The sequence below is a fragment of the Qipengyuania flava genome, from assembly GCF_019448255.1.
Taxonomy (GTDB): Bacteria; Pseudomonadota; Alphaproteobacteria; order Sphingomonadales; family Sphingomonadaceae; genus Qipengyuania; species Qipengyuania flava_A.
Genome location: NZ_CP080410.1, coordinates 2387783 through 2410375, shown reverse-complemented (window position 1 = coordinate 2410375; position 22593 = coordinate 2387783). Strand labels below are relative to the sequence as shown.

Here is a 22593-nt window from a genome sequence, read left to right as displayed (position 1 = left end):
ATGCGTCTTGCCATGCGACTGCCCGAAAAGAAGCCGGGCGACACCGGGATCGCCAACGATGTCGATCCGCGCGATGAAAGCGATGCAGAGGTCATCGACCTGGCGCAGCGCAACGCCTTCCCGGCCGTGGCGCGCCCCTCGGGCAAATCCGATGCGCTCGGCCTTGTGGCCGGTATCGCGATTGTTGCCGGCCTCGGGCTCGTCACGCTGTGGAGCATGAATTCAGCCCGCGTGGCGGAACCGGAAGGGATTGGAGGCCAGCAGGCTCTTGTCGAAGCGGCCCCGGCCGTTCCGCCGCAGGCCATCACCCCGGCAGCCCCTGCACCGATCGCACCGGCGCCGGTCGTGCGCGCCGACCCGGCTCCGCAGCCGGTTCTTTCCGCGCAGCCGCAGCCCGGCCTTGCCGCCAACCCCTATGCGAACCCGACCGTCGTGTTCGACGCCGGCACTTCACCCGCAACTCTCGCGACCGCAGAGGGCGTTCCGGTCCCGACGGGCACCGCCGCGCCGACGGGCAATTCGGCGACCGACTTCGCCAGCCGCATCGGCGGCGTGGGCGGCGCGCCTGCCCAGGCGCAGGCCATGGTCAATCCGGCGACGACGGTAACCCAGGGCACGCTGATCCCGGCTATTCTCGAAACCGCGATCGACACCAATGTGCCGGGCTATGTCCGCGCGGTGGTCAGCCAGGATGTGCGCAGCTTTGACGGCACCAAGGTGCTCGTGCCGCGTTCCAGCCGCCTGATCGGCCAGTACCAGTCGGGCCTGCAGAACGGGCAGAAGCGCGCCTATGTCATCTGGACCCGCCTGATCCGTCCCGACGGCGCCTCGGTCAATCTCGCGTCGCCCGCCATCGGTTTCGACGGCACCACCGGCCTTGCCGGCAAGGTTTCGGGCAACAGCTTCTTCAAGCGTTTCGGCTCGGCGATGCTGCTATCGGTTGTCGGCGGTGTCGGCTCGCTCGTCTCGGGCGGCGCGGCCGGTGTGCTGGTTGGCGGCGCAAGCCAGTCGGCAGCGGCCACCGCCGCCCAGCAGGACGGCCAGCGCGGACCCACGGTGCGCGTGCGCCAGGGCGAGCCGATCCGCATCTTCACTGCCCGCGACCTGGACTTCTCCGCGGTCAGCTAAGCGGGATCCCCACGTCGTGAGCGCCGATATCCATCCCTTCCAGCCGGACGATCATCCGGAAGAGGACGCCCCGCCGGTCGATCTGCACGGCGAACGCAGCGTCTATCTCGATGCCTACCTGGCGCCGTTCCGCGAATGGCTCGACCGTGACACGGTGACCGAAATCCTCGTCAACCGGCCCGGCGAAGTCTGGGTCGAGGATGCGGCTGCCGGCGGGATGCAGAAGGTCGAGCGCCCCGATATCGACGACAGGCTGGTCCAGCGCCTCGCCGAACAGGTTGCGCGCGTCAGCCACCAGGGCATCAACCGCGAACACCCTCTGCTCGGCGCGACATTGCCGGGCGGGGCGCGTGTCCAGTTCTGCGGTCCGCCGGCCGCGCGCAAGCACTGGGCCATGGCGATCCGTCGCCACCGCCGCCTCGACCTGCCGCTCGACGCCTACGACACCGGTCCGCTGGTGCCTCCGCAGCGCGGCGCCATGCCCGATGCGCAGGCCGAACCGGTTGCCTTCCTGCGCGAGGCCATCCGCCAGCGCCGGACGATCCTCGTTTCAGGCGGCACCAGTACCGGCAAGACGACCTTCCTCAACGCCATGCTCGGCGAGATCCCGAAGCACGAGCGCGTGGTCCTGGTCGAGGATACGCCCGAACTGAAGCTTCCGGGCGAGAACGGCGTCGGCCTGGTCGCGGTGAAGGGCGAACTGGGCGAGGCCAGGGTTACCGCCAACGAGTTGCTGCAGGCCGCGCTGCGCCTGCGCCCCGACCGGATCGTGCTGGGCGAATTGCGCGGGGCGGAAAGCGTGAGCTTCCTGCGCGCCATCAACACCGGCCACCCGGGCAGTTTCTCGACCGTCCACGCCAACAGCCTGCGCGGCGCGCTGGAGCAGCTTTCGCTCATGGTGATGCAGACCGGAATCGGCCTCACGCGCAGCGATACGATCGCCTATGCCGCCAGCGTAATCGATGTAATCGTGCAACTCGGGCGCGATGCATCGGGCAAACGCGGCATCGCGCAGATCGCCGAGAGCCATACACTGGTCTGATCGGCGCCCGCGCGCCTAAATCGCCCAAAATCTCGGATTCCGTAGCGTCAACCAGCGCGCTGGTTGCGGCATCTGGATAACACCTGCCAAAAAACTGTGGTCCATTGCGCAACAATCATGCGCAAACGCTTGCGCGCATACGAATGTGTGTTAGCACTGTACACCTAGGCCGCAATAGACGGTCACATGGAGAGGAGAGGGAATATGAGGGTAAGAGCTGCCCTGCTCGCAGGAATCTGCGCGAGCGCTGTGGCGTTTCCGGCCTATGCACAGGATACCGATGACGAGCTGCAGGCACCGGCTGCAAGCGGCAATGTCATCATCGTTACCGCACAGCGTCAGGCGCAAAGCCTGCAGGAAGTTCCGATCGCGGTCAGCGCCTTCGACGCCGAAGCGCTGGAATCGCAGCAGATCGAGAACGCCAGCGACCTTCAGCTGACGCTTCCCAACGTCTCCTTCACCAAGGGCAACTTCACCGGGGCCAGCTTCACAATCCGCGGGATCGGCGATTTGTGCGTCGGCGTTTCGTGCGACAGCGCGACCGCCATCCACACCAATGGTTCGCCGCTGTTCGGCACCCGCCTGTTCGAGACCGAATATTTCGATCTTGAGCGCATCGAAGTTCTGCGCGGCCCGCAGGGTACTCTCTACGGCCGCAACGCAACTTCGGGCGTGGTCAACGTCGTAACCGCCAAGCCTGAGCTTGGCAGCTTCGGGGCCGCTGCCGAATTCGAATACGGCAACTTCAACAGCATCAAGGCACGCGGGATGGTCAACGTCCCGATTGGCGACAGCCTCGGCTTCCGCGCCGCCGGTTTCTACCTCAAGCGCGACGGTTACACGACCAACCTGTTCGACGGCAGCGATATCGACGACCGCGACATGTATGCGGTTCGTGGCTCGCTTCGTTGGGAGCCGGGCCCGGATACGACCGTCGACCTGATGGCGTATTACTTCCGCGAAAAAGACAATCGCATGCGTATCCAGAAGCAGCTGTGTCAGCGCGACCCTACGGGCGTGCTGGGCTGCCTCAACAATCGCCGCGATTTCGACAAGACCAACTCGAACTCGACCTTCACCGGCACGCTGGGTTCGTCTGAATTCCTGGCGATCAACGGCATCCCCGGAACGCTGGGTCTCAACAGCCTCTACGGGCCGGACGCCTATGCGAACTTCGTTGAGGCTCCGGACGTGCGCGTCGTCAACACGCAGTTCACGCCGGAATACTTCGCCGACGAACTGCAGCTGCAGGGTCATATCGAGCACAACTTCGGCAACATCAGCGTTGGCCTGACCGGTATCTATCAGGAAACCTCGATCGATAGCCGCCAGGACTACAACAACGGCGTCGGCGCTATTCCGAACGCCACGGTTGCGTTCGGTACGCTGGGCGCACTGGCTGCTGGTGCGCTTGGGCCGGGCACTGCTGGCTACTTCACGCCGATCACCAACGCCCTGTTCGATGGCAACGGAAACCTCTGCGTTTCCGACACCCGCCTCGATAACCTTGGTGCATTCGACGGTGCCCGGATCTGTACGCCAGACGGCACGCAGTTCGACCGTTCGAACTCGGACAACAAGGCGTGGTCTGCGGAAATGATCATCTCGTCGGACTTCGACGGGCCGTTCAACTTCCTCCTCGGCGGTATCTACGCCCGTAGCGACCTGTCGGAGAACAGCTACTACGTGAACGCCTTCGCGATCGACTACATCACCGGTCTGCTGGGTTCGTTTACCTCGCTGGGTGCGGGCTTGCCGCCGAGCTACCTCGGCACCTCGTTCTTCCGCAACAATACGAGCGACTTCAGCCTCGAAAGCTTCGGCATCTTCGGCGAAGCCTATATCGATGTGACGGATCGCCTCAGCATTACGGCTGGTCTGCGTTACAACGACGACAGCAAGTCGATCCAGGCGCGTTCGACCCTGGCAAGCTTCCTGACGCCGTATGGCTCTGGCAATGCATTCAACTCGCCCTTCGCGGCGCAGTTCGATGCGGACCCGGCAACGCCGTGTACTGCGGTCTCGCCGGTCGGACCGATCGGATCGGCTCCGGGCTGCGAAGCCTTCCAGGAACGGACGGTCAGCTTCAACGAGATTACCGGCCGTTTCGTGATCGATTACGAGATCACGCCGGACAACAACATCTACTTCTCGTACTCGCGCGGCTACAAGTCGGGGGGCATCAACCCGCCGCTGCAGCCGATCTTCGCGGTGAACGAGAGCTTTGCTCCGGAACAGATCGACGCCTTCGAAATCGGTTCGAAGAACACGTTCATGAACGGCGATCTGCAGGTGAACCTCACCGGGTTCTACTACAAGTACAAGGACCTGCAGCTCAGCCGCATCATCGCGCGTACTTCGGTCAACGACACGATCGACGCCAACATCTGGGGTCTGGAGCTCGAGTCGATCATTCGCCCGAGCTACAACTGGCTGATCAACATGAACCTCAGCTACCTTAACGCGAAGGTCGCCGGGGACCAGTTCTTCAGCAACCCGCGTGATCCGGGCGGCGGCGATCCGACGGCGGTGATCATCAAGGACATCACCAACGGTGCGCTGTGCGCCGTGACGGGTGCCGGGGCGAACACTTTCGTTGGCCTCGTTAACCCCGGCCTCGGCCTTCAGGGCCCGGCACCGTTCCCGGCAGACGGCGGCATCGCCTCCAACGGTGCCTTCAGCATCTGTTCGGTGCTCGATGCTCAGACGGCCAACCCGGCCTTCGCCCCGCTCGGTCCGCTCGCGGTCCTCAGCCCGGGTGTCCAGGTCAACCTGCGGGGCAACCGCCTGCCGCAGGCTCCGGAGTACAAGGCCTCGATCGGTGTCCAGTACACCGCCGAGTTCGACAACGGCATGAGCCTCGTGCCGCGCTTCGACCTTGCCTACACCGGCGAACAGTACGGCAACGTGTTCAACGGCCGCGTCAACCGGATCGAACCGTTCGTCCAGGCGAACGCACAGATCCAGCTGAACGGTTCGGATGATCGCTGGTTCGTCCGCGCCTTCGTCCAGAACATCTTCGACAGCGACTCGGTCACGGGTCTCTATGTCACGGACGCCAGCTCGGGCCTGTTCACCAACATCTTCACGCTGGACCCGCGTCGCTACGGCCTCGCGGTTGGTGCGAAGTTCTAAACACCTACCTTCATTGGGGGAGGGAGGGGCGGCCTGCGGGTCGCCCCTTTTCCTTTGGGCCCTAGGGCTTGGAAGAAGCGAAGGGTGAGAAGTCGGTATCCGTATCGAAGACTTCGACGCCCTCGGCCCGCTTGAGCTTGCCGACGACGAGGTAGGTGACCGGCGTCAGAACGGCTTCCCACACGACCTTGAGCAGCCAGTTGGTGACGATCACGGTGAGAACATCCTGCGTTTCCCAGATGCCGAGAAAGGCGATGGGGTAGAAGATCAGGCTGTCGACGCCCTGGCCGAAAATGGTCGAGCCGATAGTGCGCGACCAGAGCGCCTTGCCCTTGGTCCAGACCTTCATCTTGGCAAGGACGAAGGAGTTGACGAACTCGCCTGCCCAGAACGCTATGATAGAGGCGAGCACGATGCGCCAAGTGCTGCCGAATACCTGTTCGTAGGCTTCCTGCCCGTTCCAGCTCTCGGCCGGCGGCATGGCTACGACGACGTAGCTCATGAAGGCCATGAAGATCAGCGCTGCAAACCCGGTCCAGATCACCCGCCGCGCGCGTGCATAGCCGTACACTTCCGTCAGTATGTCGCCGATGACATAGCTGACCGGGAAGAACAGGATCCCGGCGCCGAAGGTATAGCCTGCCACGGTCGACAGCTTTGCTGCGCCGATTATGTTCGACAGCAGCAGGATCGCGACGAACGCCGCCATGACGATGTCGTAATAGCGAAAGTGCGGGGCTTGCGGGCTGGTCTGCGCGTTATCCATGGCAAAGGGAGTAGAGCCGATTGGCCGCTTGCGAAAGCCGCGTTATGGGAAGGCCAGCGCGCGCCCGTAGTTCAACTGGATAGAGCACGAGCCTTCTAAGCTTGGAGTTGCAGGTTCGAGTCCTGCCGGGCGCGCCAATTCACCCGGAGGGTGGATTGGCGGGCCCAAAAGGGTCGAACCTAGTTCGGAGTCGGAGCGGCATAGCCGCGGAGACGTGGCGGCGCGAAGCGACGTCACAGTCCTGCCGGGCGCGCCAATTCTTTTGTTTGGCCTACCGCTTCGCTGCTTGAGGCCCTTTATCCCCTAGCCACCGTTTCCAGCGGCTCGCCCGTCACCGGGTAGCCAAGGTCTTCGCCGATCTCGAGCCAGGTCTTCCCGCTGCGTTCGCCCATATAGGGCGTGATCGTGCGTACCGGGATGGCTTCGGCCTGCGCCTTGGCCTCGCCGAAGTCGGCAAACAGCGCGAGCCGCTCCAGATTGCGGCGGGTGGGGAAGATGACCTTGATGTCGCCCTTTTCCGCCGCGTCGAGCGCGCCTTGCGCCGTGGTCCAGAACAGATGGGTGTTTTCCGACAGATCGGCCTCGATCTCCACCGCGCCCGTGCCAAGATTGGCGAGGTAGAAGCGCGTGTCATAGACGCGTGGGATACGCTCGTTCTTGGGAAACCAACGGGCAAAGGGGGTCAGCTGGTCGAGGTCGAGTTCCCAACTGAAGTGCTCGAGCACCGGGGCAAGCTCGCCCGTTTCCTGCAGGAAATTGCGGGCGGCGCGGGCCTTGTCGGCGTCGATATCGCCCGACAGGCCAATGGCGAGGCCCGTCTCCTCCAGTGTCTCGCGTACGACGGCAATCTGGTGGGCGGCTTCGTCGGGATCGAGCGGACCGCCCATCATTGCGCCGAGCTCGAAATCGGCCGGATCGACCCGGCCACCGGGGAACACAGCCATCCCGCCGGCAAACACCATCTCGCGCGAACGGATGGTCATCAGCATTTCCGGCGGGCCGCCCTCGGGCGCGTTGCGGAAGATGACGACGGTGGCTGCCGGGATGCCATCGCTCCCGCTTTCGGTTTCCTCACTCATGGCTTCGTTGTGGCGGGGCGAGGGCGGCTTGCCAAGCGGGAAAGGGAAGGGACCTCTGTCGGAGTTCTTTACACCCGCCGTATCGGGTTAGGGGGTGTTAACCACGGAAATGGCTGGAAACACACGATTGCGGATATTTGGCACGGCCCCTGCATATCTGACGGTGTCCCGTTCAAGTCTTCACGGGGGCGCGCAAACCCAGGTCTCCAAACCCGAGCGCTCCCAAGACGCAAAAAGGCCCGCCCGGTTGTCCCACCGGGCGGGCCTTTCCCGTTTTTGTTTCCGCCCGCGGATGCGGGCTCGCAAAAATTAAGAAGCCTTCGCGACCTGCTTTTCGTCCATCATCTGCTGGAGCTCGCCGGCTTCGAACATCTCCATCATGATGTCGCTGCCGCCGACGAATTCGCCCTTCACGTAGAGCTGGGGGATCGTGGGCCAATCCGAATAGGTTTTGATGCCCTGGCGGATTTCCATGTCCTGCAGGACATCGACGCTTTCGTAGGCGACGCCGCAATGGTCGAGAATCGCCACGGCCCGGCTGGAGAAGCCGCACTGCGGGAACAGCGGGGTGCCCTTCATGAAGAGAACGACGTCGTTGCCGCCGACGATATCGGCGATGCGCTGATTGGTATCGGACATGGTCCGTCCTTTGTCTGTGTTGCCTGTTGAGGCTCAGGTGGGGGCTTGGGTGGTGAGTTGCAAGGCGTGCAGTTCGCCGCCCATGCGCCCGCCCAGGGCCTCGTAAACGAGCTTGTGCTGCTTCACCCGCGTCAGGCCCGCAAACTGCGGCGCGGTGACCTTGGCGGCCCAGTGATCGTTGTCGCCTGCAAGGTCACGCATCTCGACAGTTGCGCCCGGAAGCGCCTCCTCGATCAGCGCGACGATGTCTTCGGCTGCCATGGGCATCGGGCGATCAGCCTTCGCTGCTCATGAACTGGCGGCGCGCTTCGATTGCGCATTCTTCCAGCTTGGCGCGGATGTCCGCTTCGCTGACATCGCATTCGGCGGCGGTGAGGTCGCCCAGCAGCTTGCGGATCACGTCTTCATCGCCCGCTTCCTCGAAGTCGGCCTGAACGACGGCCTTCTTGTAGGCGTCGGTTTCCTCTTCGGTCAGGCCCATGAGCCCAGCGGCCCATTCACCGACCAGGCGGTTGCGGCGCGCCGCGATCTTGAAGGCGTTTTCCTCGTCGAAGGCGAACTTGGCTTCTTCGCCGCGCTCGCGATCCTTGAAATCGGTCATGTCAGTCCTCTCGGGGGATGGAAGGTTGCGGAGCCGGAATAGGCTCCGCCCCCCAGCGCTGCAAGGGCGCTTATTCCATCGTCACGACGAGCTTGCCGATGGCCCCGCGGTTTTCGAGCTTGGCGATGGCTTCATGCGCGCGCTCGATGGGGTAGGTCTCGCTGACCAGCGGGTCGATCTTGCCCGCTTTCCAGAGGTCGAAGAGCTCTTCGATGTTCTTCTGGTTGCGCTCCGGCTCGCGCGCGGTGAAGGCGCCCCAGAACACGCCGCGGATATCGCAGCTTTTGAGCAGCGTCAGGTTGAGCGGCATCTTGGCGATGCCGGCCGGGAAACCGATCACGAGGAAACGGCCTTCCCAGGCAATCGAACGCAGCGCCGGTTCCGAATAGTCGCCACCCACGATGTCATAGACGATGTGCGCGCCTTCGGGGCCGACCGCCGCCTTGAAGTCATTTGCGAGCTGCTTGGAGGTATCCTTGTCGAACGGGGCGCGGGGGTAGATCACGACTTCGTCGGCGCCGTGCTTCTTGGCCACTTCACCCTTTTCCTCGGTCGAAACCGCGGCCACGACCTTGCAGCCATAGGCCTTGGCCAGCTCGACCGCCGAAAGGCCGACACCGCCCGCCGCGCCGAGCACGAGGACGGTTTCGCCTTCCTTGATGTCGCCGCGGTCCTTGAGGCCGTGGATCGTGGTGCCATAGGTCATCAACAGCGCGCTGGCCTTTACGAGGTCGATCCCGTCGGGAACCTTGAACAGGCGCGCAGCGGCTACCGCGACCTTTTCCTGCAGGCCGCCATTGCCGACACCGCACATCACCTTGTCGCCCACGGCGAAGCCTTCGACGCCTTCGCCCAGCGCCTCGATCGTGCCGGAGATTTCACCGCCCGGCGCAAACGGGCGCGGCGGCTTGAACTGGTACATGTCGCGGATGATCAGAGTGTCGGGAAAGTTGATCGCGCAGGCGGCAACCTTGACCAGGACCTCGCCCTTGCCGGGGGTGGGTTCGGCGATGTCCTCGACCACGAGGGTTTCGGGGCCACCGACTTCCTTTGAAAGGACTGCCTTCACGCTGCATCTCTCCTGTTGGGTTTGTCCAGCCAGGGCAGGGCGCCCTCGCGCTGGTTTTCGTGTTGTGTGATTGCGCCTTCGCTTGCCAGCGTCAGCCCGATCTCGTCGAGCCCTTCGAGCAGGCAGCGCTTGCGGAACGGATCGATTTCGAACGCAAAGCGGTCCTGGAACGGCGTAGTGACGACCTGGTTTTCGAGGTCGATCGTGACCGGGTGTTCCTTGGCGACCTCGAGCAGGCGATCGACCTGCTCCTGCGGCAATTCGACCGCGAGGATGCCGTTCTTGAAGGCGTTGCCCGCGAAAATGTCGGAAAAGCTCGGCGCAATCACGGCGGTGAGGCCCATGTCGAGCATGGCCCAGGCCGCGTGCTCACGGCTCGAACCGCAGCCGAAATTGTCGCCCGCGATCAGGATCGGTGCGCCGGCGAAATCCTCCACGTCGAAGGGGTTGCCGGGGGCCGCGCGGATGGTCTCGAACGCGCCCTTGCCAAGCCCTTCGCGGCTGACCGTCTTCAGCCAGTGAGCAGGGATGATGACGTCGGTGTCGATGTTCTTGAGGCCGAGCGGAATGGCGCGGCCGGAAATGGTCGAAACGGCTTTCATTACCGGGCGCTCTCCGGGAAGGCGGGCAGGCGGACAAGGTGGCGCGGATCGTGCTGGATCACGACCGTTGCATCGAGGTTGTCGGCCATCTGGTTGAAACGGTGCATCGAGGCGAGCGTATCGGCGCGGTTGGTGTTGAAGGCTGGCACGCCCTCGTTCGCGATCTGCTCTTCGAAATGATAGAGGTCGCCGGTGAGCATGTAGGTGCCCGACTGGGGCAGCTTGACCACCAGGGCCGTGTGGCCGGGCGTGTGGCCGGGCATGGCCACCATGCGCACGCTGCCATCGCCAAAGACGTCGCGGTCACCGGCCACCGGCTCGACCACCCCATCGACCCCGCCAGGAAGCCAGGGCGCGAAGGGAGCGGGATCGATCGCCGATCCCTCGCCGCCTGCGGCCTGCACGGCAGCCCAGTCGTTGGCCCCGATCAGCAGCGTGGCCGTCGGGAATTCAGGCAGCTGGCCGACATGGTCGAAATGGTAGTGGCTGATGCCGACGAAATTGATGTTTGCGGGTGAAAGCGAGAGCTGTTTGAGCTGTTCGGCAATCGTGCTCTCGACCGAAACGGTGAACACGCCGCTCGTATTGCTGGTGCCCTTCAGCGCTGCGGGAAGGCCCGCATCCCACAGCAGGTACCGGCTGCCGTTGCGGATCAAATAGCAGCTGTCGGTGAAGGTCCGTTTTTCGCCGTCGTAGAGGTGCGTGTCGGAGAAGGGGGCCGTATCGCTGAGTTCGATCGTGCCGCAGTCGAGGCGCCACATCTCGATGTCCGGTGCGTCCTGAGCCGCGGTGGGCATGGCGATGGCGGCCAACAGGCCCGCCAGAAGCGTGGATTTCGGCAGCATGTCTCTCTCCCCTTTGACGCGCGCCCCTAGTCGGTTTCGGGATTCTCCCCCGACGGAATGGTGCCCGGCTGATTCGGCTTGTTTTTCCGCTCCTTGCGCTTGCTTGCGTAGAGGAGGGCGGCGGCGATGGCAGCCGATCCGATGGCGCCGGCTACGGCGGCTTTTCCGGTAAGCTTCTTGGTCATCCATCCTCAATGGTCAGCCGTGATCGGCTTGGCAAGGGGCCAGCGTGCGGACATCGGCGAGGCGACCGGTGACAGCGGCGGCCGCGGCCATGGCGGGGCTGACGAGATGGGTGCGCGATCCGGGGCCTTGGCGGCCGACGAAATTGCGGTTGCTGGTCGAGGCGCAGCGCTCGCCCGGCGGGACCTTGTCGGGGTTCATCGCAAGGCAGGCCGAACACCCCGGTTCGCGCCATTCGAAACCGGCGTCGGTGAAGATGCGGTCGAGACCTTCCTCTTCCGCCTGCTTCTTCACGAGGCCCGAACCGGGCACGACGATCGCCCAGCGCACACCGGGCGCCTTGGTACGGCCCTTGAGAACCTCGGCGGCCGAGCGCAGGTCCTCGATGCGGCTGTTGGTGCAGCTGCCGATGAAGATGTTCTCGACAGGGATATCCTCGATCCGGGTTCCGGGGACGAGCCCCATGTAGTCGAGGCTCTTGCGTGCGGCTTCCTGCTTGGAGGGGTCGGGAAAGCTTTCGGGATCGGGCACCCGGCCCCCGACGGGCACCACGTCCTCGGGGCTGGTGCCCCAGCTGACGGTCGGCTCGACATCCGCGGCATCGATCACGACGCTTTTGTCGAACACCGCGCCGTTGTCGGTGGCAAGCGAGCGCCACCAGGCAACGGCACGCTCCCAATCCTCTCCCTTGGGCGCGTAGGGGCGACCCTTGAGATAGGCGAACACCGTGTCGTCGGGCGCGATCAGCCCGGCGCGCGCGCCGCCTTCAATGCTCATGTTGCATACGGTAAGGCGGCCTTCGACACTCATCTCCTCGAACACCTTGCCGCGGTATTCGATCACGTGTCCGGTGCCGCCGGCCGTACCGATCACGCCGATGATGTGGAGGATGAGATCCTTGGGCGTGACGCCGGGGCCGAGCGATCCTTCGACCCGCACTTCCATCGATTTCGACTGTCGCAGCTGGAGGGTCTGCGTGGCCAGCACATGCTCGACCTCGCTGGTTCCGATACCGAAGGCGAGGGCACCAACACCGCCGTGGGCAGCCGTATGGCTGTCGCCGCAGACGATCGTCGCGCCGGGGAGCGAGAACCCCTGTTCGGGGCCGACCACGTGGACAATGCCCTGCGCGGGCGCGACCGCGTCGATATAGTCGATCCCGAATTCGGGCGCGTTGCGTTCGAGCGCGGCGAGCTGGGCCGCGCTCTGCCTGTCCTCGATCGGCAGGCGGGACCCGTCGGGTGCAAGGCGCGCGGTGGTCGGCAGGTTGTGGTCGGGCACCGCCAGCGTGAGGTCGGGGCGTCGCACGGGCCGTCCGGCAAGGCGCAGGGCCTCGAAGGCTTGTGGGCTCGTGACCTCGTGGACGAGGTGGCGATCGATATAGAGAAGGCAGGTGCCATCATCGCGTCGTTCGACGACGTGGCTGTCCCAGATCTTCTCGTAAAGTGTGCGCGGTTTGCTGGCCATCGCGGCGAAGTGTGCGGCAGCTTTGCCACGCCTGCAAAAAGGCAAATCCAGAGTCTTCCAAACTTAACCTTTCTCTGCTTTATTGACACTCATGTCAGCAAAGCCGTTCTCCTTTCCGATCAAGGTCCTCCCCGACGATATCGACTTCATGGGGCACGTGAACAACGCGCGCTACCTGAACTGGGTGCAGGATACGGTGCTGGCGCATTGGCAGAACCTTGCCCCGGCCGAAGAGGTCGCCAGCAAGGCGTGGGTCGCGCTCAAGCACGAGATTACCTACCGCAAGCCGGCCTTCCTCGATGACGATGTGATTGCCGAAACGGTGCTGGAAAAGATCGCCGGCGCACGCAGCTTCTACAACACGGTGATTCGCCGCGGCGAAGACGTGCTCGCCGAAGTGCAGAGCATGTGGTGCTGCATCGATGCGGAAAGCCTGCGCCCCGCGCGCATCAGCCGCGATGTCGCGGAAAAGTTCTTCGGCCTTCCGCGCAAGCAGCAGGCTTACACCGGCGAATAGGTCGCAGCTCCGGGCTTTGCCACAGCGCTGGCAGGGCCTATATCGGCGCTCATGGATTTCCTCGTTCCCGCCCTGATTGTCCTGGCCACCGTCTTCGCGATGGAGTGGGTCGCCTGGGCGAGCCACAAGTACATCATGCATGGCTTCGGCTGGGGGTGGCACCGCGACCATCACGAACCGCACGACAACGTGCTTGAGAAGAACGATCTCTACGCCATCGTCGGCGCAGCAATGAGCATTTCGATGTTCGCGATCGGCAGCGAGATGATCATGGGCGCCGCAGCCTGGTGGCCCGGAACCTGGATCGGCCTCGGCATCCTGTTCTACGGCATCATCTACACGCTGGTGCACGACGGGCTGGTCCACCAGCGCTACTTCAAATGGGTGCCGAAGAAGGGTTACGCCAAACGGCTCGTGCAGGCGCACAAGCTGCACCATGCGACCATCGGCAAGGAAGGCGGGGTCAGCTTCGGCTTCGTCTTTGCCCGCGATCCGGCCAAGCTCAAGGCGGAACTCAAGCGCCAGCGCGAGGCGGGTATCGCCGTCGTGCGCGACAGCGCCGGGGCCTGATCCATTTCCGATCCCTACGACCTCACCGGCGACTGGGACGGCAGTTTCAGCTATCCGGGAGGGGCATCGACGACGCCTTTCCGCTTGCGAGTGACCGAGGCGGGCGGGCAGTTTTCAGGCTCGATCATCGAGCCGGACATCTACCGGCCGACGCAAACTCTCGGAGCGGAAATCGCGGGACACCGCTCGGCCCGGGCCGTGGATTTCACCAAGATCTATCCCGACGCACCAAGCGGCTACGAAAACCCGGTCGATTACGTGGGGCAGCTTTCGAATGACGGCCTTGTTGTCTCGGGAGTCTGGAGCCTGCTCGACATGAACGGGACCTTCGAGATGCACCGCGAACAGGGCATCGCCCAGCCGGAAGAGGCCGAGACCGCCAAAACGGTCCCGGCCTCCGGGATGCTTTTCTAAAGCTGCTGCGCGCCGCTTAGCGGGCGTAGTTCACGTAAAGCCCGTGGATCAGGCCCGGAATGAAGCCGAGCAGGGTCAGCACGAGGTTCAGCAGCGTCGTCGCGCCCAGTCCGTGCTTCGCTGCCACGCCAAGCGGGGGGAGCAGGATGGTCGCAATGAGAATCAGAATAGCCATGGAGGGTGTCCTTTCGTCTGCCCTCCCGTCGTATGGTTTCTCAACGGCTTAGCCTGCGCCGTGTTCCGAGAAAGTCATTCGTTGCGGGTGGCGATCCAGCTTCCGCAGATCACCAGGATGGCGACGGAGACCCAGTACCAGGGGTGGCCGAGCGTGAAGTATGTGAAGACGGCGCCAACACTCATCGCACCGATCGCCATGATCTTCGATGGGCGGCTGATGGCGCGCCGTTCGCGCCAGTCGAGCACCTGCGGGCCCCAGTGCGGGTGATCGAGGATCTTTTGCTCCAGCTCCGGGCTGGAGCGGGCGAAGAAGAACACGGCCAGCAGCAGGAACGGGACCGTCGGCATGATCGGCAGGGCCGCGCCGATGGCGCCGAGGCCCAGCGCGGTAAACCCCAGCGCCTTGTAGATCGGCCGCTTCATCTCATCCCGCCGCGATCCGCGCAGCGTGTTCCTGCACCAGCGCGATCATGTTGGGGACGCCCTGCGTGCGGTTGCTCGACAGCTGGTTCTTGAGATCGAAGGGTTCGAGCGCCTCGGCAATATCCATCTGCGCGACGTCGCCGGCCGGCTGGTCCTGCACCGCTGCGATCACCAGCGCGACGATGCCCTTGGTGATGGCCGCGTTGCTGTCGGCAAGGAAGTGCAGCTTGTCGCTCTCGCCGGTGGGATAGACCCAGACCTGCGCGCTGCATCCGCGCACGAGCGTCGCATCGGTCTTGAGCGCGTCGGGCATGGGCTCCAGTTCGCGGCCCAGCTCGATCAGCAGGCGATAACGTTCGTCGCCCTCGAGGAACTCATATTCTTCGGCAATGTCGGAAAGTGTGCGCATGGCGCGCCCTTAGCGGGCCGTCCGGCGCGCGTCCATCGGCCTCAGCCAGCCAGCCCGCCAGGGCGGGTGAACGCATAGTAGGCAACGTAGAACCAGCCGAAGAAGCCGTGGATCGCCGCCCAGATGATAGATGAGTGCAGGCTCCAGCTGATCGCGACCGCGATGGCGCTGCCAAGGCCAATCCCGGCGCGGGCGGCGTCGGTGCGGGCGACGGTCAAAGGTCCACTCCGCTGGCGATCGCCTCGAGCTTCTTGATCCGCTCCTTGAGGTCGGCGAGCTCGATGCGCGCTGCGCCCATGGACGAACCGGTGCCGGCTTCGCTTTCGGGAGCCATGTGCTGTTCGAGCTCCTGCCGCTTCAACGCCAGCCAGCCGTGCCAGGCCCTGAGCAGGGCGCCTGCCACGATGGTCAGCCCGACCAGCGAAGCGCCTGCAATGATCATAGTCGGTTCGAACATCACCTCATGTCCTCCTTGAACCCGTTCCGCCTCAATCCGCCTGCTTGTCGCGCAGGGCCTCGATCTCGGCCGAAATCCTCTTCGTTTCCTGTGCGTCGAGCGAGTTGCCGTCCGTGGCGATCCGCTCCAGCACCTTTATTCGTTCACGCAGTTCTTCAATCTCGCGCTGGGCCTCGGGATCGCTTTCCTTCTCGACCCGCTGCTGGTTGCCGTGCCGGTCTTCGATGATCCCGGCCTGCGCGCGGTATTTCGCCGCCATGACTTTCCCGATCGCAACGATCAGGACGATGCAGACGACGGCGAACGGCCAACTCATTGCGCGCGCTCCCGTGTCGAGGTCAGGTCCTCGATCTCGTTAAGGTCGCGCAGCTGTTCGATCTGGGCGGCAAGGTTGCTGTTGCCGTCCGTTGCGATCCGTTCGAGCACGCGGACGCGCTCTTCGAGCTTGACGTAATCGGCGCTGCCCTTGCCGACCTGGCCGGCCTTGGCCTCTTCGATCCGCGCCTTGAGCTCGAGCTTGCGCTCGTCGTGGCGGACCACGCGGCGGTGGATCATCTGGGCTGTGATCAGCGCCATCGTGACGATGGTGATGATGAAGCCGAAGATCAGGATGAGATCGCCGTCCATCAATTGGCTTCCTTGCCGTCGCGCAGGCGATCGATCTCATGGGTCAGGTGGTAGCCGCTGTCGGTCACGATGCGCTCCACATTGCCGAGCCGGTCCTTGAGCGAGCCGAGTTCGGCGCGCAGTTCCGCGTTTTCCTGGGTCAGCAGCTTGACGCGTTCGACCGCCTGGTCGTTCTTGGGATAGACCGCCTTGCCCCAGCTGTTTTCCAGCGGATAGCCGTTCTTGATGCGCAGCCAGGTGGTCGCAACCCAGCCGCCGGTCATGATGGCAACGCCGGCGATGATCGCGGTTTCGGTGAAGAATTCCATTACGCTTTCTCTCCGGATTTCATGTTGAGCGGGACGCCGGCGTCGGTGGCCGAGGGCTTGTCGCGCAGGGCCTCGATCTCGTCGCGCAGCGAATAGCCGCGGTCGGTCACGATCTTTTCCAGCACGATCATGCGGTCCTGCATGGTGTCGAGCTTGTCGTGCAGCTCGCGGTTCTCCGCTTTCAGGGCCTTGGTTTCGGCGCTGTCGCCGCGTTCGGTCTTGCCGCCCCACTCGTCTTCGAGCGGGTAGCCGTGCTTGGCGCGGATCCAGTTGTTCACGACCCAGCCAGCCATGCTCAGCGCGACGATCGCGATGACGAATTCGGGGCTGCCCCAGTTCACGCCTTCTCTCCCTGCTTGATTTCCAGCGGCACGCCCGAGCCCTTTTCCTCGACCTCGCGCTGGTCGCGAAGGGCCTCGATCTGGGTGGCGATGTCGTAGCCGCGGTCGGTGACGATGCGTTCGAGCACCTTCACCCGCTCTTCGAGCTCACCGACCCGGCTGGCGTATTGCGCTGCCTTCTCGGAACTGGCCTCCGCCGTCGCGCTGATGCGCTTCTCTTCCAGCTTGCGGTTGTTCACCAGCCAGATGATGCCGAGCACCATTATGAAGGGCGCGAGCGGTACGAGTATTTCCAGTCCCATTCTAATAACTCCCCTCGATGGTGCGGCTTAGCGCAGGCGTTCGATTTCGGCCGTGAGGCGCGGATTGCTGCTGACGTAGAAGGTTTCCACTTCCGCCAGGCGGCGATCGACGTCCTTCATGCGGCTGCGGATTTCGCGGGCCGTGCGCTTCGGGTTCTGCCGGACACGCTGCCAGTACTTCTGCTCGTCGTTGTCGACGTAGAGGTGAGCCGGCTTCTTGTTCAGCAGGAGCCCTGCCACGAAGTAGGCGAGGATCGGCCAGCCCATCGAGATGGCGAGGATCAGGAAGCCCAGGCGGACCCAGAAGGCGTTGACGCCGGTGTAGTCGGCGATCCCGGACAGGACGCCCATGAACTTCGCGTTCTGCTTGTCACGGTAGAGCGTGGTGCGGGGGCTGTTCACTTCGCTACTCCTTTCTTCTCGGCCATCAGCTGTTCGAGTTCGCGCAGCTGCTGGTTGTCCTGTTCGCTGTCGGCGATCAGCCGCGCGGGACGAAATTCGGGGTTGTCGCTGGCGACCAGGCGCTCGACCGTATCCATCCGGTCGTCGAGGCGCTTGGCGAGGCTGTAGAGCTCTTCCAGCAGGACTTCGTCATCGGTGGTGATGGTCGCGGCCGTCTTCCACTTCGTGATGTAGTGAAGGATGATCCACGGAAGCCCGATGAAAATGGCGGGTATGATAATGATCTCTTCCATGGGGTTCAGTCCTCCTTGCCGGCGCTGCCTTTGCCCAGCGCCTTTTTCATCTGTTCAAGTTCGTCATCGATCGCGTCGGCGCCTTCCAGCGCGGCGATCTCGTCGGCCAGGCTCGGCTTGTCCGACTGGTCGGCAATGCTCAGCGCATCGGCGCGGCCTTCCGCATAGTCGACGCGGCGTTCGAGCTGGTCGAAGCGGCTGAGCGCATCGTCGACGCGTTCGTTGGTCATCAGGCTGCGCAGCTTGACGCGGTTCTCCGCGCTCTCGAGCCGGGCAGCGATCGCCGACTGGCGGCTGCGGGCTTCGCGCAGGCGGTTCTGCAGCTTCTGGATGTCCTGTTCGTAGGCGCGCAGGGCATCGTCGAGCACCGAGATTTCCTGCTTGAGCTGCTCGCTCATGTCCGACGCCTTCTTCTTCTCGACGAGAGCGGCGCGGGCGAGGTCTTCACGATCCTTCGAGATGGCGAGCTGCGCCTTCTCGTTCCAATCGGCCTGGAGCTTGTCCAGCTTGACCGTGTGGCGGTGCATTTCCTTCTGGTCCGCGATCGTGCGGGCAGCGCTTGCGCGCACTTCGACCAGCGTTTCCTCCATTTCGAGGATGATCATGCGGATCATCTTCTGGGGGTCGTCTGCCTGGTCCAGCATGTCGTTGAAATTGGCGGCGATGATATCGCGGGTACGGCTGAAAATGCCCATCAGGGGTGCTCCGTTGGCAAAAAAGTTCGATCCCTTCGCCTGACCGCCGTCGCGGGTCGGAGTCGGTGACCGGCGCAGCCGTTCTACCTCTTCCTCGATGCGCGACAAGCGGGGGCGGGCCGAAGCATCGTCGGCATTGCTGCCGCGGGGACTGTCGGGGGAGAGACGCTCCGGCCCAAGGGGATCATGGTCGGGAGGCAGGGTCATGCGATCTCGACCTGTTCGTAGGCGGCCACTACCGGCGTGGGTGCGGTAACCGCGATCTGCGAGCTCAGCAGGACGAACGTCGCCATGGCAGCGACGCTGGCGATGGCGGCTTGTCCGAGCTGGCTGCTGAAGAAGCTGCGGTTGTACATGGGATTTCCTCCGATTGGCCGGTAGGCCGTGTTGCTGTTGTCCCATGTTCAGCAAAGCCCGTGCCAAACCGGAAAAACGGGAGGAATCCAAGGGTTTTTGCCTTTTCGACGAACGACATGTTGGTTTTCGTTGCCAAGCATTGGGAGAAATTCCTATATCTTGGCCATGGAGCGGGAAAATCAGTTCATTGGCCAGTCCGGCGCCTTCCTCGATGCGGTCGAGCGCGCCAGCCGCGCGGCTCCGATGCGGCGCCCCGTCCTGGTCATCGGCGAGCGCGGAACCGGCAAGGAACTGATCGCCGAACGCCTGCATCGCCTTTCCACGCGCTGGGACGAACCGCTCGTCACCATGAACTGCGCCGCGCTGCCCGAAACGCTGATCGAAGCCGAATTGTTCGGTCACGAAGCGGGCGCGTTCACTGGTGCTACCAGAGCGCGCGAGGGACGGTTCGAAGAAGCCGACAAGGGCACTCTATTCCTCGACGAACTGGGCACGTTGTCGATGAGCGCACAGGAACGCCTGCTGCGCGCTGTGGAATATGGCGAAGTTACCCGGATCGGTTCGAACCGCCCGACCCGCGTCGACGTGCGTATCGTCGCCGCCACCAACGAGGACCTGCCCGCCAAGGCCGCGCGAGGAGAATTCCGCGCCGACCTATTGGACCGGCTGAGCTTCGAGGTCATCACCCTGCCGCCGCTGCGTGTGCGCGAAGGCGATGTCGAAGTGCTGGCCGACTACTTCGGGCGGCGCATGGCGGCAGAGCTTGGCTGGGAGGGCTGGCCGGGCTTCGCATCGCACGTCGCAAATGAAATGGCGAACCACGATTGGCCCGGCAATGTGCGCGAACTGCGCAATGTCGTCGAACGCGCAATCTATCGCTGGGACGATTGGGACGAGCCCATCGGGCATGTCGTCTTCGATCCCTTCGACAGTCCGTGGAAGCCGTTCAACCCGCCGCCTGTCCAGTCCGGCGGGGCAGCGGCTGCTCCTGCACCGGCGGCCGGACAGGCCGCTCCTGCAGCGCCGGATCTCGAACATGTCGACGATTTGCGCGCTGCGGTCGACGCGCACGAACGCGCCATTGTCGAGCATGCGCTCGGCAAGCATCGCTGGAACCAGCGTCAGACGGCCAAGGCGCTCGGCCTTACCTATGACCAGCTGCGGCACTGCATCAAGAAGCACGCGCTCGCGGAGGATTGAGGAAATTCCCGCAACGGCTTGACGTGCTCCATATTTCGACTATTCTTGAAATATGGAAACGAAAGCCACCCAGCTCGCCGATGCGACCATGGTCAAGCGCCTCGCCGCGCTGGCCCATGACCACCGCCTGGCGATATTTCGTGTGTTGGTCAGGGCAGGTGCTGGCGGGCTTCCGGCTGGTGCGATCTCCGACAAGCTCGATCTCGCGCCCAGTTCGCTGTCGTTCCACATCGCCAACCTGAGAAACGCAGGTCTGGTCAGTGACGAGCGCGACGGCCGCTCCATCATCTATCGAGCCGATTTCGGCGCCATGGCTGGCCTGGTGGCCTATCTTCATGAAAATTGCTGCGCCGACGATCCGCTGGGCACCTGCGCACCAGAATAGAGGGACTCCCCAATGAGAATTCATATCAGTCTCACCGCTGCCGACCTCGATGCCGCGAAGCGTTTCTACAGCGCCTTCTTTGCGCATGAGCCCACGCTCGAGCGCGACGGCTACCTCCAGTGGCTGCTCGACGAGCCACGGGTCAATTTCGTCGTAGAGCAGGGCAGCGGCGCAACCGGCCTGTCGCATCTTGGCGTCCAGGCCGAGGACGAGGCCGAACTGGCCGTTCAGTTCGACCGGGTCGCCAGCACGCAGGCGGCAGTCCTGGACGAAGGCGAAACACAGTGCTGCTATGCGCGCTCGACCAAGAACTGGACAGCCGATCCCTCGGGCATTCGCTGGGAAAATTTCCTGACCCACGAGCGCACGGGCGATTATGGGAAGCCGGCCCCCGTTGCCAAAGCCGCAAGCGTTGCCGCCCATGGCTGTTGCTGAAGCGCGCGGCCCGTCCGCCGATCGCCAGCTCGCTGCCGAGGCGCTTGGGAGCTTCTTCCTGTTCGCGACCGTGGTCGGCTCGGGGATCATGGGCGAGACGCTGGCAGGCGGGAACGTCGCCATCGCGCTGCTCGGCAATACGATCGCCACCGGCGCGATCCTGTTCGTCCTGATAGCCGCGCTCGGCCCGGTGTCGGGGGCGCATTTCAATCCTGCCGTCACGCTCGTCTTCGCCCTGCGCCGCGAAATTGGTCCGGGGCTTGCCGTCGCCTATTTGGCGGCGCAGCTCGCTGGCGGCCTGCTTGGCGTATGGTCCGCCCATGCCATGTTCGAAGCCCCGGTGTTCCAGTTCAGCGAGAACATCCGCACGGGCCAGGGGCAATGGCTGGGCGAGGGGATCGCGACCTTCGGCCTGCTGTTCACGATCCTCGGCTGCCTGCGCTCGCGCCCGGACTGGGTCGCGCCTGCGGTGGGGCTCTATATTACAGCTGGTTACTGGTTCACCAGTTCGACCAGCTTTGCGAACCCCGCAATCACGGTGGGCCGCGCCTTCACCAATAGTTTCTCAGGCATCGCGCCGGCCGATGTGGCGGGCTTCGTTGCTGCTCAGTTTGCAGGGGCGGTCCTCGCTTGGCTCATCTGCCGCTGGCTGTTCGAGCCGCAGGTGCAGCGCAGCTAGGCGGGCGCTCTCGCCTGCGCTAAACACAAAGTCCATGAAGACCATCCTTCCCCTCGGATTCGCGCTGCTGTGCGCTGCCATGCCCGCCGCTGCCGAAGATGCCGGCGAGATTTCGCTGACCGGCGCCGAAGCCACCGCGCGCGCGATCGGCTTCGCATTGGACGAAGCGCCGCCGCAGGCCTCGTCGGCCCTTGCCGCGGCGCAAGCGGCCATCGCCGCGAGCGGCCATGCCGTGTGCGAGGGCGGGACCGGGCGGCTCGTTGCCCTCGACGCGCCGGACGGTGTGACGCAGGTCTACCGCCTGTCTATGCCAGCCGATGACACCGCGGTGTTTGCAGGCGGGCACCTGCGGGTGCGGGTTGCGGCCGACGGTTCGGCCAGCGAGGTGGAGCGTATCGGGGCAAGCTGCCAGTTGATCGACTGGGATCCGGCCGATCCCGACATCGACCTTGGCGTTGCCTATCTCCAGCGCCCCGGCGCGGACCGTCCCGATCCGGTCGATCTGTGGCTGTCCTCGCGCATTCCCTTTGCCGTCGGGGTGGTCACGCCGCCTTTCGTATGGCCGCTGATCGGGGGCATGGCGACCAGCCGCGTCGAAGCCGATCCCGACATGATCGAGGCCATGACCGGCGCCGAGTAAGTCCCGGCCAGCCGGGTATTCCCGTTTAGGGAAGCCTTTACATTGCCGCGCTACAGTATTCCCCAAGGCTGACTGGGGAATTGTCATGGATATTGTAAAAGGTGCACTGGGTCTTGCTGGAACGGTCGCGATTGCCGGTTGGGTAGCCTATTCGGTTTCCGCCCCGCGCAACGTCGACAATTACATGAACCAGGAAATGGAAGCGCTCGACGGCAAGAGCATCAACCAGGCCATGGCCGAGAGCAAGGCCGAGGCGGACGCCGTCCAGTGCGCACAGTTCAAGCGCCTCGCCGAAGAGGAGTGGGAACGCTCGGTCGAGCAGAACCGCGAAGCCAATATCGCGCATCTCGACGCGCAGATCGAACGCTTCTGCAACTAGGCCGGACCGGATAATGCGACGCTCGCG

36 protein-coding genes and 1 tRNA gene are annotated in these 22593 nt (G+C 64.0%); 13 read left to right on the top strand and 24 right to left on the bottom strand.

The features are described 5' to 3' along the window. Positions 1 to 12: 12 nt before the first annotated feature. The 3 genes from KUV82_RS12055 to KUV82_RS12045 all read left to right on the top strand — a co-directional run bounded on the left by KUV82_RS12055 (position 13) and on the right by KUV82_RS12045 (position 5305). Positions 13 to 1128 (top strand): TrbI/VirB10 family protein, encoded by a 1116-nt coding sequence (locus KUV82_RS12055; protein WP_219956317.1) that lies wholly within the window; start codon positions 13 to 15, stop codon positions 1126 to 1128. A 16-nt stretch (positions 1129 to 1144) separates the two neighbouring features. Beyond that, on the top strand, positions 1145 to 2170 hold the full coding sequence (gene virB11 / locus KUV82_RS12050) for a P-type DNA transfer ATPase VirB11 (RefSeq protein ID WP_219954506.1): 1026 nt from the start codon (positions 1145 to 1147) through the stop codon (positions 2168 to 2170). Between the two features lie 204 nt (positions 2171 to 2374). Then, positions 2375 to 5305, top strand: a complete 2931-nt coding sequence (locus tag KUV82_RS12045; RefSeq protein WP_219954505.1) for a TonB-dependent receptor — start codon at positions 2375 to 2377, stop codon at positions 5303 to 5305. Positions 5306 to 5366: 61 nt separating this feature from the next. On the opposite strand, the gene KUV82_RS12040 is transcribed toward KUV82_RS12045, so the two are convergent. Further along, a complete protein-coding gene (locus KUV82_RS12040; RefSeq protein ID WP_219954504.1) occupies positions 5367 to 6071 on the bottom strand; it encodes a queuosine precursor transporter in 705 nt (234 codons plus the stop codon). 60 nt (positions 6072 to 6131) lie between these two features. On the opposite strand from KUV82_RS12040, the gene KUV82_RS12035 reads away from it, so the two are divergent. Continuing rightward, positions 6132 to 6208 (top strand) — tRNA-Arg (locus KUV82_RS12035). A 159-nt stretch (positions 6209 to 6367) separates the two neighbouring features. Here KUV82_RS12035 and KUV82_RS12030 read toward each other — a convergent pair. From KUV82_RS12030 to leuC, 9 genes are all read right to left on the bottom strand, one after another. After that, positions 6368 to 7150 carry an NUDIX hydrolase gene (locus tag KUV82_RS12030; protein ID WP_219954503.1) on the bottom strand — a complete coding sequence of 261 codons (783 nt, stop codon included), beginning with the start codon at positions 7148 to 7150 and terminating at the stop codon, positions 6368 to 6370. Between the two features lie 309 nt (positions 7151 to 7459). After that, a complete protein-coding gene (gene grxD, locus KUV82_RS12025; protein WP_219954502.1) occupies positions 7460 to 7789 on the bottom strand; it encodes a Grx4 family monothiol glutaredoxin in 330 nt (109 codons plus the stop codon). A 33-nt stretch (positions 7790 to 7822) separates the two neighbouring features. After that, positions 7823 to 8056 (bottom strand): BolA/IbaG family iron-sulfur metabolism protein, encoded by a 234-nt coding sequence (locus KUV82_RS12020; RefSeq protein WP_219954501.1) that lies wholly within the window; start codon positions 8054 to 8056, stop codon positions 7823 to 7825. 7 nt (positions 8057 to 8063) lie between these two features. Then, a complete protein-coding gene (locus KUV82_RS12015) occupies positions 8064 to 8390 on the bottom strand; it encodes a DUF1476 domain-containing protein (RefSeq protein WP_219954500.1) in 327 nt (108 codons plus the stop codon). 70 nt (positions 8391 to 8460) lie between these two features. Continuing rightward, positions 8461 to 9459, bottom strand: a complete 999-nt coding sequence (locus KUV82_RS12010) for an NADPH:quinone oxidoreductase family protein (protein ID WP_219954499.1) — start codon at positions 9457 to 9459, stop codon at positions 8461 to 8463. Then, on the bottom strand, positions 9456 to 10061 hold the full coding sequence (leuD, locus tag KUV82_RS12005; protein ID WP_219954498.1) for a 3-isopropylmalate dehydratase small subunit: 606 nt from the start codon (positions 10059 to 10061) through the stop codon (positions 9456 to 9458). The genes KUV82_RS12010 and leuD overlap by 4 nt, the downstream gene beginning before the upstream one ends. Continuing rightward, positions 10061 to 10906: an N-acyl homoserine lactonase family protein gene (locus KUV82_RS12000; RefSeq protein WP_219954497.1), complete on the bottom strand. Its 846-nt coding sequence runs from the start codon at positions 10904 to 10906 to the stop codon at positions 10061 to 10063. Before KUV82_RS12000 ends, leuD begins: the two co-directional genes overlap by 1 nt. A 26-nt stretch (positions 10907 to 10932) precedes the next feature. Beyond that, a complete protein-coding gene (locus KUV82_RS11995) occupies positions 10933 to 11091 on the bottom strand; it encodes an isopropylmalate isomerase (protein WP_219954496.1) in 159 nt (52 codons plus the stop codon). A gap of 13 nt (positions 11092 to 11104) precedes the next feature. Continuing rightward, entirely contained in the window at positions 11105 to 12556 is a 1452-nt protein-coding gene (leuC, locus tag KUV82_RS11990; protein ID WP_219954495.1) for a 3-isopropylmalate dehydratase large subunit, read from the bottom strand. Positions 12557 to 12647: 91 nt separating this feature from the next. Here leuC and KUV82_RS11985 point away from each other — a divergent pair, with 91 nt between their 5' ends. The 3 genes from KUV82_RS11985 to KUV82_RS11975 all read left to right on the top strand — a co-directional run bounded on the left by KUV82_RS11985 (position 12648) and on the right by KUV82_RS11975 (position 14057). Further along, positions 12648 to 13073 (top strand): acyl-CoA thioesterase, encoded by a 426-nt coding sequence (locus KUV82_RS11985; RefSeq protein ID WP_219954494.1) that lies wholly within the window; start codon positions 12648 to 12650, stop codon positions 13071 to 13073. A 51-nt stretch (positions 13074 to 13124) separates the two neighbouring features. Then, positions 13125 to 13643 (top strand): sterol desaturase family protein, encoded by a 519-nt coding sequence (locus KUV82_RS11980; RefSeq protein WP_219954493.1) that lies wholly within the window; start codon positions 13125 to 13127, stop codon positions 13641 to 13643. Between the two features lie 90 nt (positions 13644 to 13733). Further along, the gene (locus KUV82_RS11975) at positions 13734 to 14057 is read left to right on the top strand and encodes a hypothetical protein (RefSeq protein WP_219954492.1); all 324 of its coding nucleotides are present in this window, start codon (positions 13734 to 13736) and stop codon (positions 14055 to 14057) included. A 16-nt stretch (positions 14058 to 14073) separates the two neighbouring features. On the opposite strand, the gene KUV82_RS11970 is transcribed toward KUV82_RS11975, so the two are convergent. The 14 genes from KUV82_RS11970 to KUV82_RS11905 all read right to left on the bottom strand — a co-directional run bounded on the left by KUV82_RS11970 (position 14074) and on the right by KUV82_RS11905 (position 18847). Then, on the bottom strand, positions 14074 to 14232 hold the full coding sequence (locus KUV82_RS11970; RefSeq protein WP_219954491.1) for a YqaE/Pmp3 family membrane protein: 159 nt from the start codon (positions 14230 to 14232) through the stop codon (positions 14074 to 14076). A gap of 74 nt (positions 14233 to 14306) precedes the next feature. After that, positions 14307 to 14657: a YbaN family protein gene (locus tag KUV82_RS11965; RefSeq protein WP_219954490.1), complete on the bottom strand. Its 351-nt coding sequence runs from the start codon at positions 14655 to 14657 to the stop codon at positions 14307 to 14309. Between the two features lies 1 nt (position 14658). After that, on the bottom strand, positions 14659 to 15066 hold the full coding sequence (locus tag KUV82_RS11960; protein WP_219954489.1) for a SufE family protein: 408 nt from the start codon (positions 15064 to 15066) through the stop codon (positions 14659 to 14661). Between the two features lie 41 nt (positions 15067 to 15107). Beyond that, entirely contained in the window at positions 15108 to 15284 is a 177-nt protein-coding gene (locus KUV82_RS11955) for a hypothetical protein (RefSeq protein ID WP_219954488.1), read from the bottom strand. After that, positions 15281 to 15523, bottom strand: coding sequence for a hypothetical protein (locus tag KUV82_RS11950; RefSeq protein ID WP_219954487.1), 243 nt, complete (start codon positions 15521 to 15523; stop codon positions 15281 to 15283). The genes KUV82_RS11955 and KUV82_RS11950 overlap by 4 nt, the downstream gene beginning before the upstream one ends. A gap of 31 nt (positions 15524 to 15554) precedes the next feature. Beyond that, positions 15555 to 15839 carry a hypothetical protein gene (locus KUV82_RS11945; protein WP_219954486.1) on the bottom strand — a complete coding sequence of 95 codons (285 nt, stop codon included), beginning with the start codon at positions 15837 to 15839 and terminating at the stop codon, positions 15555 to 15557. Then, positions 15836 to 16150, bottom strand: a complete 315-nt coding sequence (locus KUV82_RS11940) for a hypothetical protein (RefSeq protein ID WP_219956355.1) — start codon at positions 16148 to 16150, stop codon at positions 15836 to 15838. The genes KUV82_RS11945 and KUV82_RS11940 overlap by 4 nt, the downstream gene beginning before the upstream one ends. Beyond that, a complete protein-coding gene (locus KUV82_RS11935) occupies positions 16150 to 16458 on the bottom strand; it encodes a hypothetical protein (protein ID WP_219954485.1) in 309 nt (102 codons plus the stop codon). Before KUV82_RS11935 ends, KUV82_RS11940 begins: the two co-directional genes overlap by 1 nt. Continuing rightward, a complete protein-coding gene (locus KUV82_RS11930) occupies positions 16458 to 16799 on the bottom strand; it encodes a hypothetical protein (RefSeq protein WP_219954484.1) in 342 nt (113 codons plus the stop codon). Before KUV82_RS11930 ends, KUV82_RS11935 begins: the two co-directional genes overlap by 1 nt. Further along, on the bottom strand, positions 16796 to 17101 hold the full coding sequence (locus KUV82_RS11925) for a hypothetical protein (protein WP_219954483.1): 306 nt from the start codon (positions 17099 to 17101) through the stop codon (positions 16796 to 16798). Before KUV82_RS11925 ends, KUV82_RS11930 begins: the two co-directional genes overlap by 4 nt. Positions 17102 to 17128: 27 nt before the next feature. Beyond that, a complete protein-coding gene (gene pspC, locus KUV82_RS11920; RefSeq protein ID WP_219954482.1) occupies positions 17129 to 17503 on the bottom strand; it encodes an envelope stress response membrane protein PspC in 375 nt (124 codons plus the stop codon). After that, complete coding sequence (pspB, locus tag KUV82_RS11915) at positions 17500 to 17796, bottom strand: envelope stress response membrane protein PspB (RefSeq protein ID WP_219954481.1); 297 nt, start codon at positions 17794 to 17796, stop codon at positions 17500 to 17502. The genes pspC and pspB overlap by 4 nt, the downstream gene beginning before the upstream one ends. A 5-nt stretch (positions 17797 to 17801) precedes the next feature. Then, complete coding sequence (gene pspA / locus KUV82_RS11910) at positions 17802 to 18599, bottom strand: phage shock protein PspA (RefSeq protein WP_219956316.1); 798 nt, start codon at positions 18597 to 18599, stop codon at positions 17802 to 17804. Between the two features lie 95 nt (positions 18600 to 18694). Continuing rightward, the gene (locus tag KUV82_RS11905; RefSeq protein WP_219954480.1) at positions 18695 to 18847 is read right to left on the bottom strand and encodes a hypothetical protein; all 153 of its coding nucleotides are present in this window, start codon (positions 18845 to 18847) and stop codon (positions 18695 to 18697) included. Positions 18848 to 19013: 166 nt separating this feature from the next. Here KUV82_RS11905 and pspF point away from each other — a divergent pair, with 166 nt between their 5' ends. From pspF to KUV82_RS11875, 6 genes are all read left to right on the top strand, one after another. Next, positions 19014 to 20048, top strand: coding sequence for a phage shock protein operon transcriptional activator (pspF, locus tag KUV82_RS11900; RefSeq protein WP_219954479.1), 1035 nt, complete (start codon positions 19014 to 19016; stop codon positions 20046 to 20048). Positions 20049 to 20100: 52 nt separating this feature from the next. After that, entirely contained in the window at positions 20101 to 20433 is a 333-nt protein-coding gene (locus tag KUV82_RS11895; RefSeq protein WP_219954478.1) for an ArsR/SmtB family transcription factor, read from the top strand. Between the two features lie 12 nt (positions 20434 to 20445). Further along, the gene (locus KUV82_RS11890) at positions 20446 to 20868 is read left to right on the top strand and encodes a VOC family protein (protein WP_219954477.1); all 423 of its coding nucleotides are present in this window, start codon (positions 20446 to 20448) and stop codon (positions 20866 to 20868) included. Continuing rightward, the gene (locus KUV82_RS11885; protein ID WP_219954476.1) at positions 20855 to 21547 is read left to right on the top strand and encodes an aquaporin; all 693 of its coding nucleotides are present in this window, start codon (positions 20855 to 20857) and stop codon (positions 21545 to 21547) included. Before KUV82_RS11890 ends, KUV82_RS11885 begins: the two co-directional genes overlap by 14 nt. A gap of 34 nt (positions 21548 to 21581) precedes the next feature. After that, positions 21582 to 22187, top strand: a complete 606-nt coding sequence (locus KUV82_RS11880) for a hypothetical protein (RefSeq protein ID WP_219954475.1) — start codon at positions 21582 to 21584, stop codon at positions 22185 to 22187. A gap of 85 nt (positions 22188 to 22272) precedes the next feature. Beyond that, on the top strand, positions 22273 to 22566 hold the full coding sequence (locus KUV82_RS11875; RefSeq protein ID WP_219954474.1) for a hypothetical protein: 294 nt from the start codon (positions 22273 to 22275) through the stop codon (positions 22564 to 22566). The last annotated feature ends 27 nt before the right edge of the window (positions 22567 to 22593 follow it).

Coding starts and splice junctions, on each gene's coding strand:
- KUV82_RS12055 (WP_219956317.1), top strand. CDS start 13: ATGCGACTGCCCGAAAAGAAGCCGGGCGACACCGGGATCGCCAACGAT.
- KUV82_RS12045 (WP_219954505.1), top strand. CDS start 2,375: ATGAGGGTAAGAGCTGCCCTGCTCGCAGGAATCTGCGCGAGCGCTGTG.
- KUV82_RS12040 (WP_219954504.1), bottom strand. CDS start 6,071: ATGGATAACGCGCAGACCAGCCCGCAAGCCCCGCACTTTCGCTATTAC.
- KUV82_RS12030 (WP_219954503.1), bottom strand. CDS start 7,150: ATGAGTGAGGAAACCGAAAGCGGGAGCGATGGCATCCCGGCAGCCACC.
- grxD (WP_219954502.1), bottom strand. CDS start 7,789: ATGTCCGATACCAATCAGCGCATCGCCGATATCGTCGGCGGCAACGAC.
- KUV82_RS12020 (WP_219954501.1), bottom strand. CDS start 8,056: ATGCCCATGGCAGCCGAAGACATCGTCGCGCTGATCGAGGAGGCGCTT.
- KUV82_RS12015 (WP_219954500.1), bottom strand. CDS start 8,390: ATGACCGATTTCAAGGATCGCGAGCGCGGCGAAGAAGCCAAGTTCGCC.
- leuD (WP_219954498.1), bottom strand. CDS start 10,061: ATGAAAGCCGTTTCGACCATTTCCGGCCGCGCCATTCCGCTCGGCCTC.
- KUV82_RS12000 (WP_219954497.1), bottom strand. CDS start 10,906: ATGCTGCCGAAATCCACGCTTCTGGCGGGCCTGTTGGCCGCCATCGCC.
- KUV82_RS11995 (WP_219954496.1), bottom strand. CDS start 11,091: ATGACCAAGAAGCTTACCGGAAAAGCCGCCGTAGCCGGCGCCATCGGA.
- leuC (WP_219954495.1), bottom strand. CDS start 12,556: ATGGCCAGCAAACCGCGCACACTTTACGAGAAGATCTGGGACAGCCAC.
- KUV82_RS11985 (WP_219954494.1), top strand. CDS start 12,648: ATGTCAGCAAAGCCGTTCTCCTTTCCGATCAAGGTCCTCCCCGACGAT.
- KUV82_RS11980 (WP_219954493.1), top strand. CDS start 13,125: ATGGATTTCCTCGTTCCCGCCCTGATTGTCCTGGCCACCGTCTTCGCG.
- KUV82_RS11970 (WP_219954491.1), bottom strand. CDS start 14,232: ATGGCTATTCTGATTCTCATTGCGACCATCCTGCTCCCCCCGCTTGGC.
- KUV82_RS11965 (WP_219954490.1), bottom strand. CDS start 14,657: ATGAAGCGGCCGATCTACAAGGCGCTGGGGTTTACCGCGCTGGGCCTC.
- KUV82_RS11960 (WP_219954489.1), bottom strand. CDS start 15,066: ATGCGCACACTTTCCGACATTGCCGAAGAATATGAGTTCCTCGAGGGC.
- KUV82_RS11950 (WP_219954487.1), bottom strand. CDS start 15,523: ATGTTCGAACCGACTATGATCATTGCAGGCGCTTCGCTGGTCGGGCTG.
- KUV82_RS11945 (WP_219954486.1), bottom strand. CDS start 15,839: ATGAGTTGGCCGTTCGCCGTCGTCTGCATCGTCCTGATCGTTGCGATC.
- KUV82_RS11940 (WP_219956355.1), bottom strand. CDS start 16,150: ATGGACGGCGATCTCATCCTGATCTTCGGCTTCATCATCACCATCGTC.
- KUV82_RS11935 (WP_219954485.1), bottom strand. CDS start 16,458: ATGGAATTCTTCACCGAAACCGCGATCATCGCCGGCGTTGCCATCATG.
- KUV82_RS11925 (WP_219954483.1), bottom strand. CDS start 17,101: ATGGGACTGGAAATACTCGTACCGCTCGCGCCCTTCATAATGGTGCTC.
- pspB (WP_219954481.1), bottom strand. CDS start 17,796: ATGGAAGAGATCATTATCATACCCGCCATTTTCATCGGGCTTCCGTGG.
- KUV82_RS11905 (WP_219954480.1), bottom strand. CDS start 18,847: ATGTACAACCGCAGCTTCTTCAGCAGCCAGCTCGGACAAGCCGCCATC.
- pspF (WP_219954479.1), top strand. CDS start 19,014: ATGGAGCGGGAAAATCAGTTCATTGGCCAGTCCGGCGCCTTCCTCGAT.
- KUV82_RS11895 (WP_219954478.1), top strand. CDS start 20,101: ATGGAAACGAAAGCCACCCAGCTCGCCGATGCGACCATGGTCAAGCGC.
- KUV82_RS11890 (WP_219954477.1), top strand. CDS start 20,446: ATGAGAATTCATATCAGTCTCACCGCTGCCGACCTCGATGCCGCGAAG.
- KUV82_RS11885 (WP_219954476.1), top strand. CDS start 20,855: ATGGCTGTTGCTGAAGCGCGCGGCCCGTCCGCCGATCGCCAGCTCGCT.
- KUV82_RS11880 (WP_219954475.1), top strand. CDS start 21,582: ATGAAGACCATCCTTCCCCTCGGATTCGCGCTGCTGTGCGCTGCCATG.
- KUV82_RS11875 (WP_219954474.1), top strand. CDS start 22,273: ATGGATATTGTAAAAGGTGCACTGGGTCTTGCTGGAACGGTCGCGATT.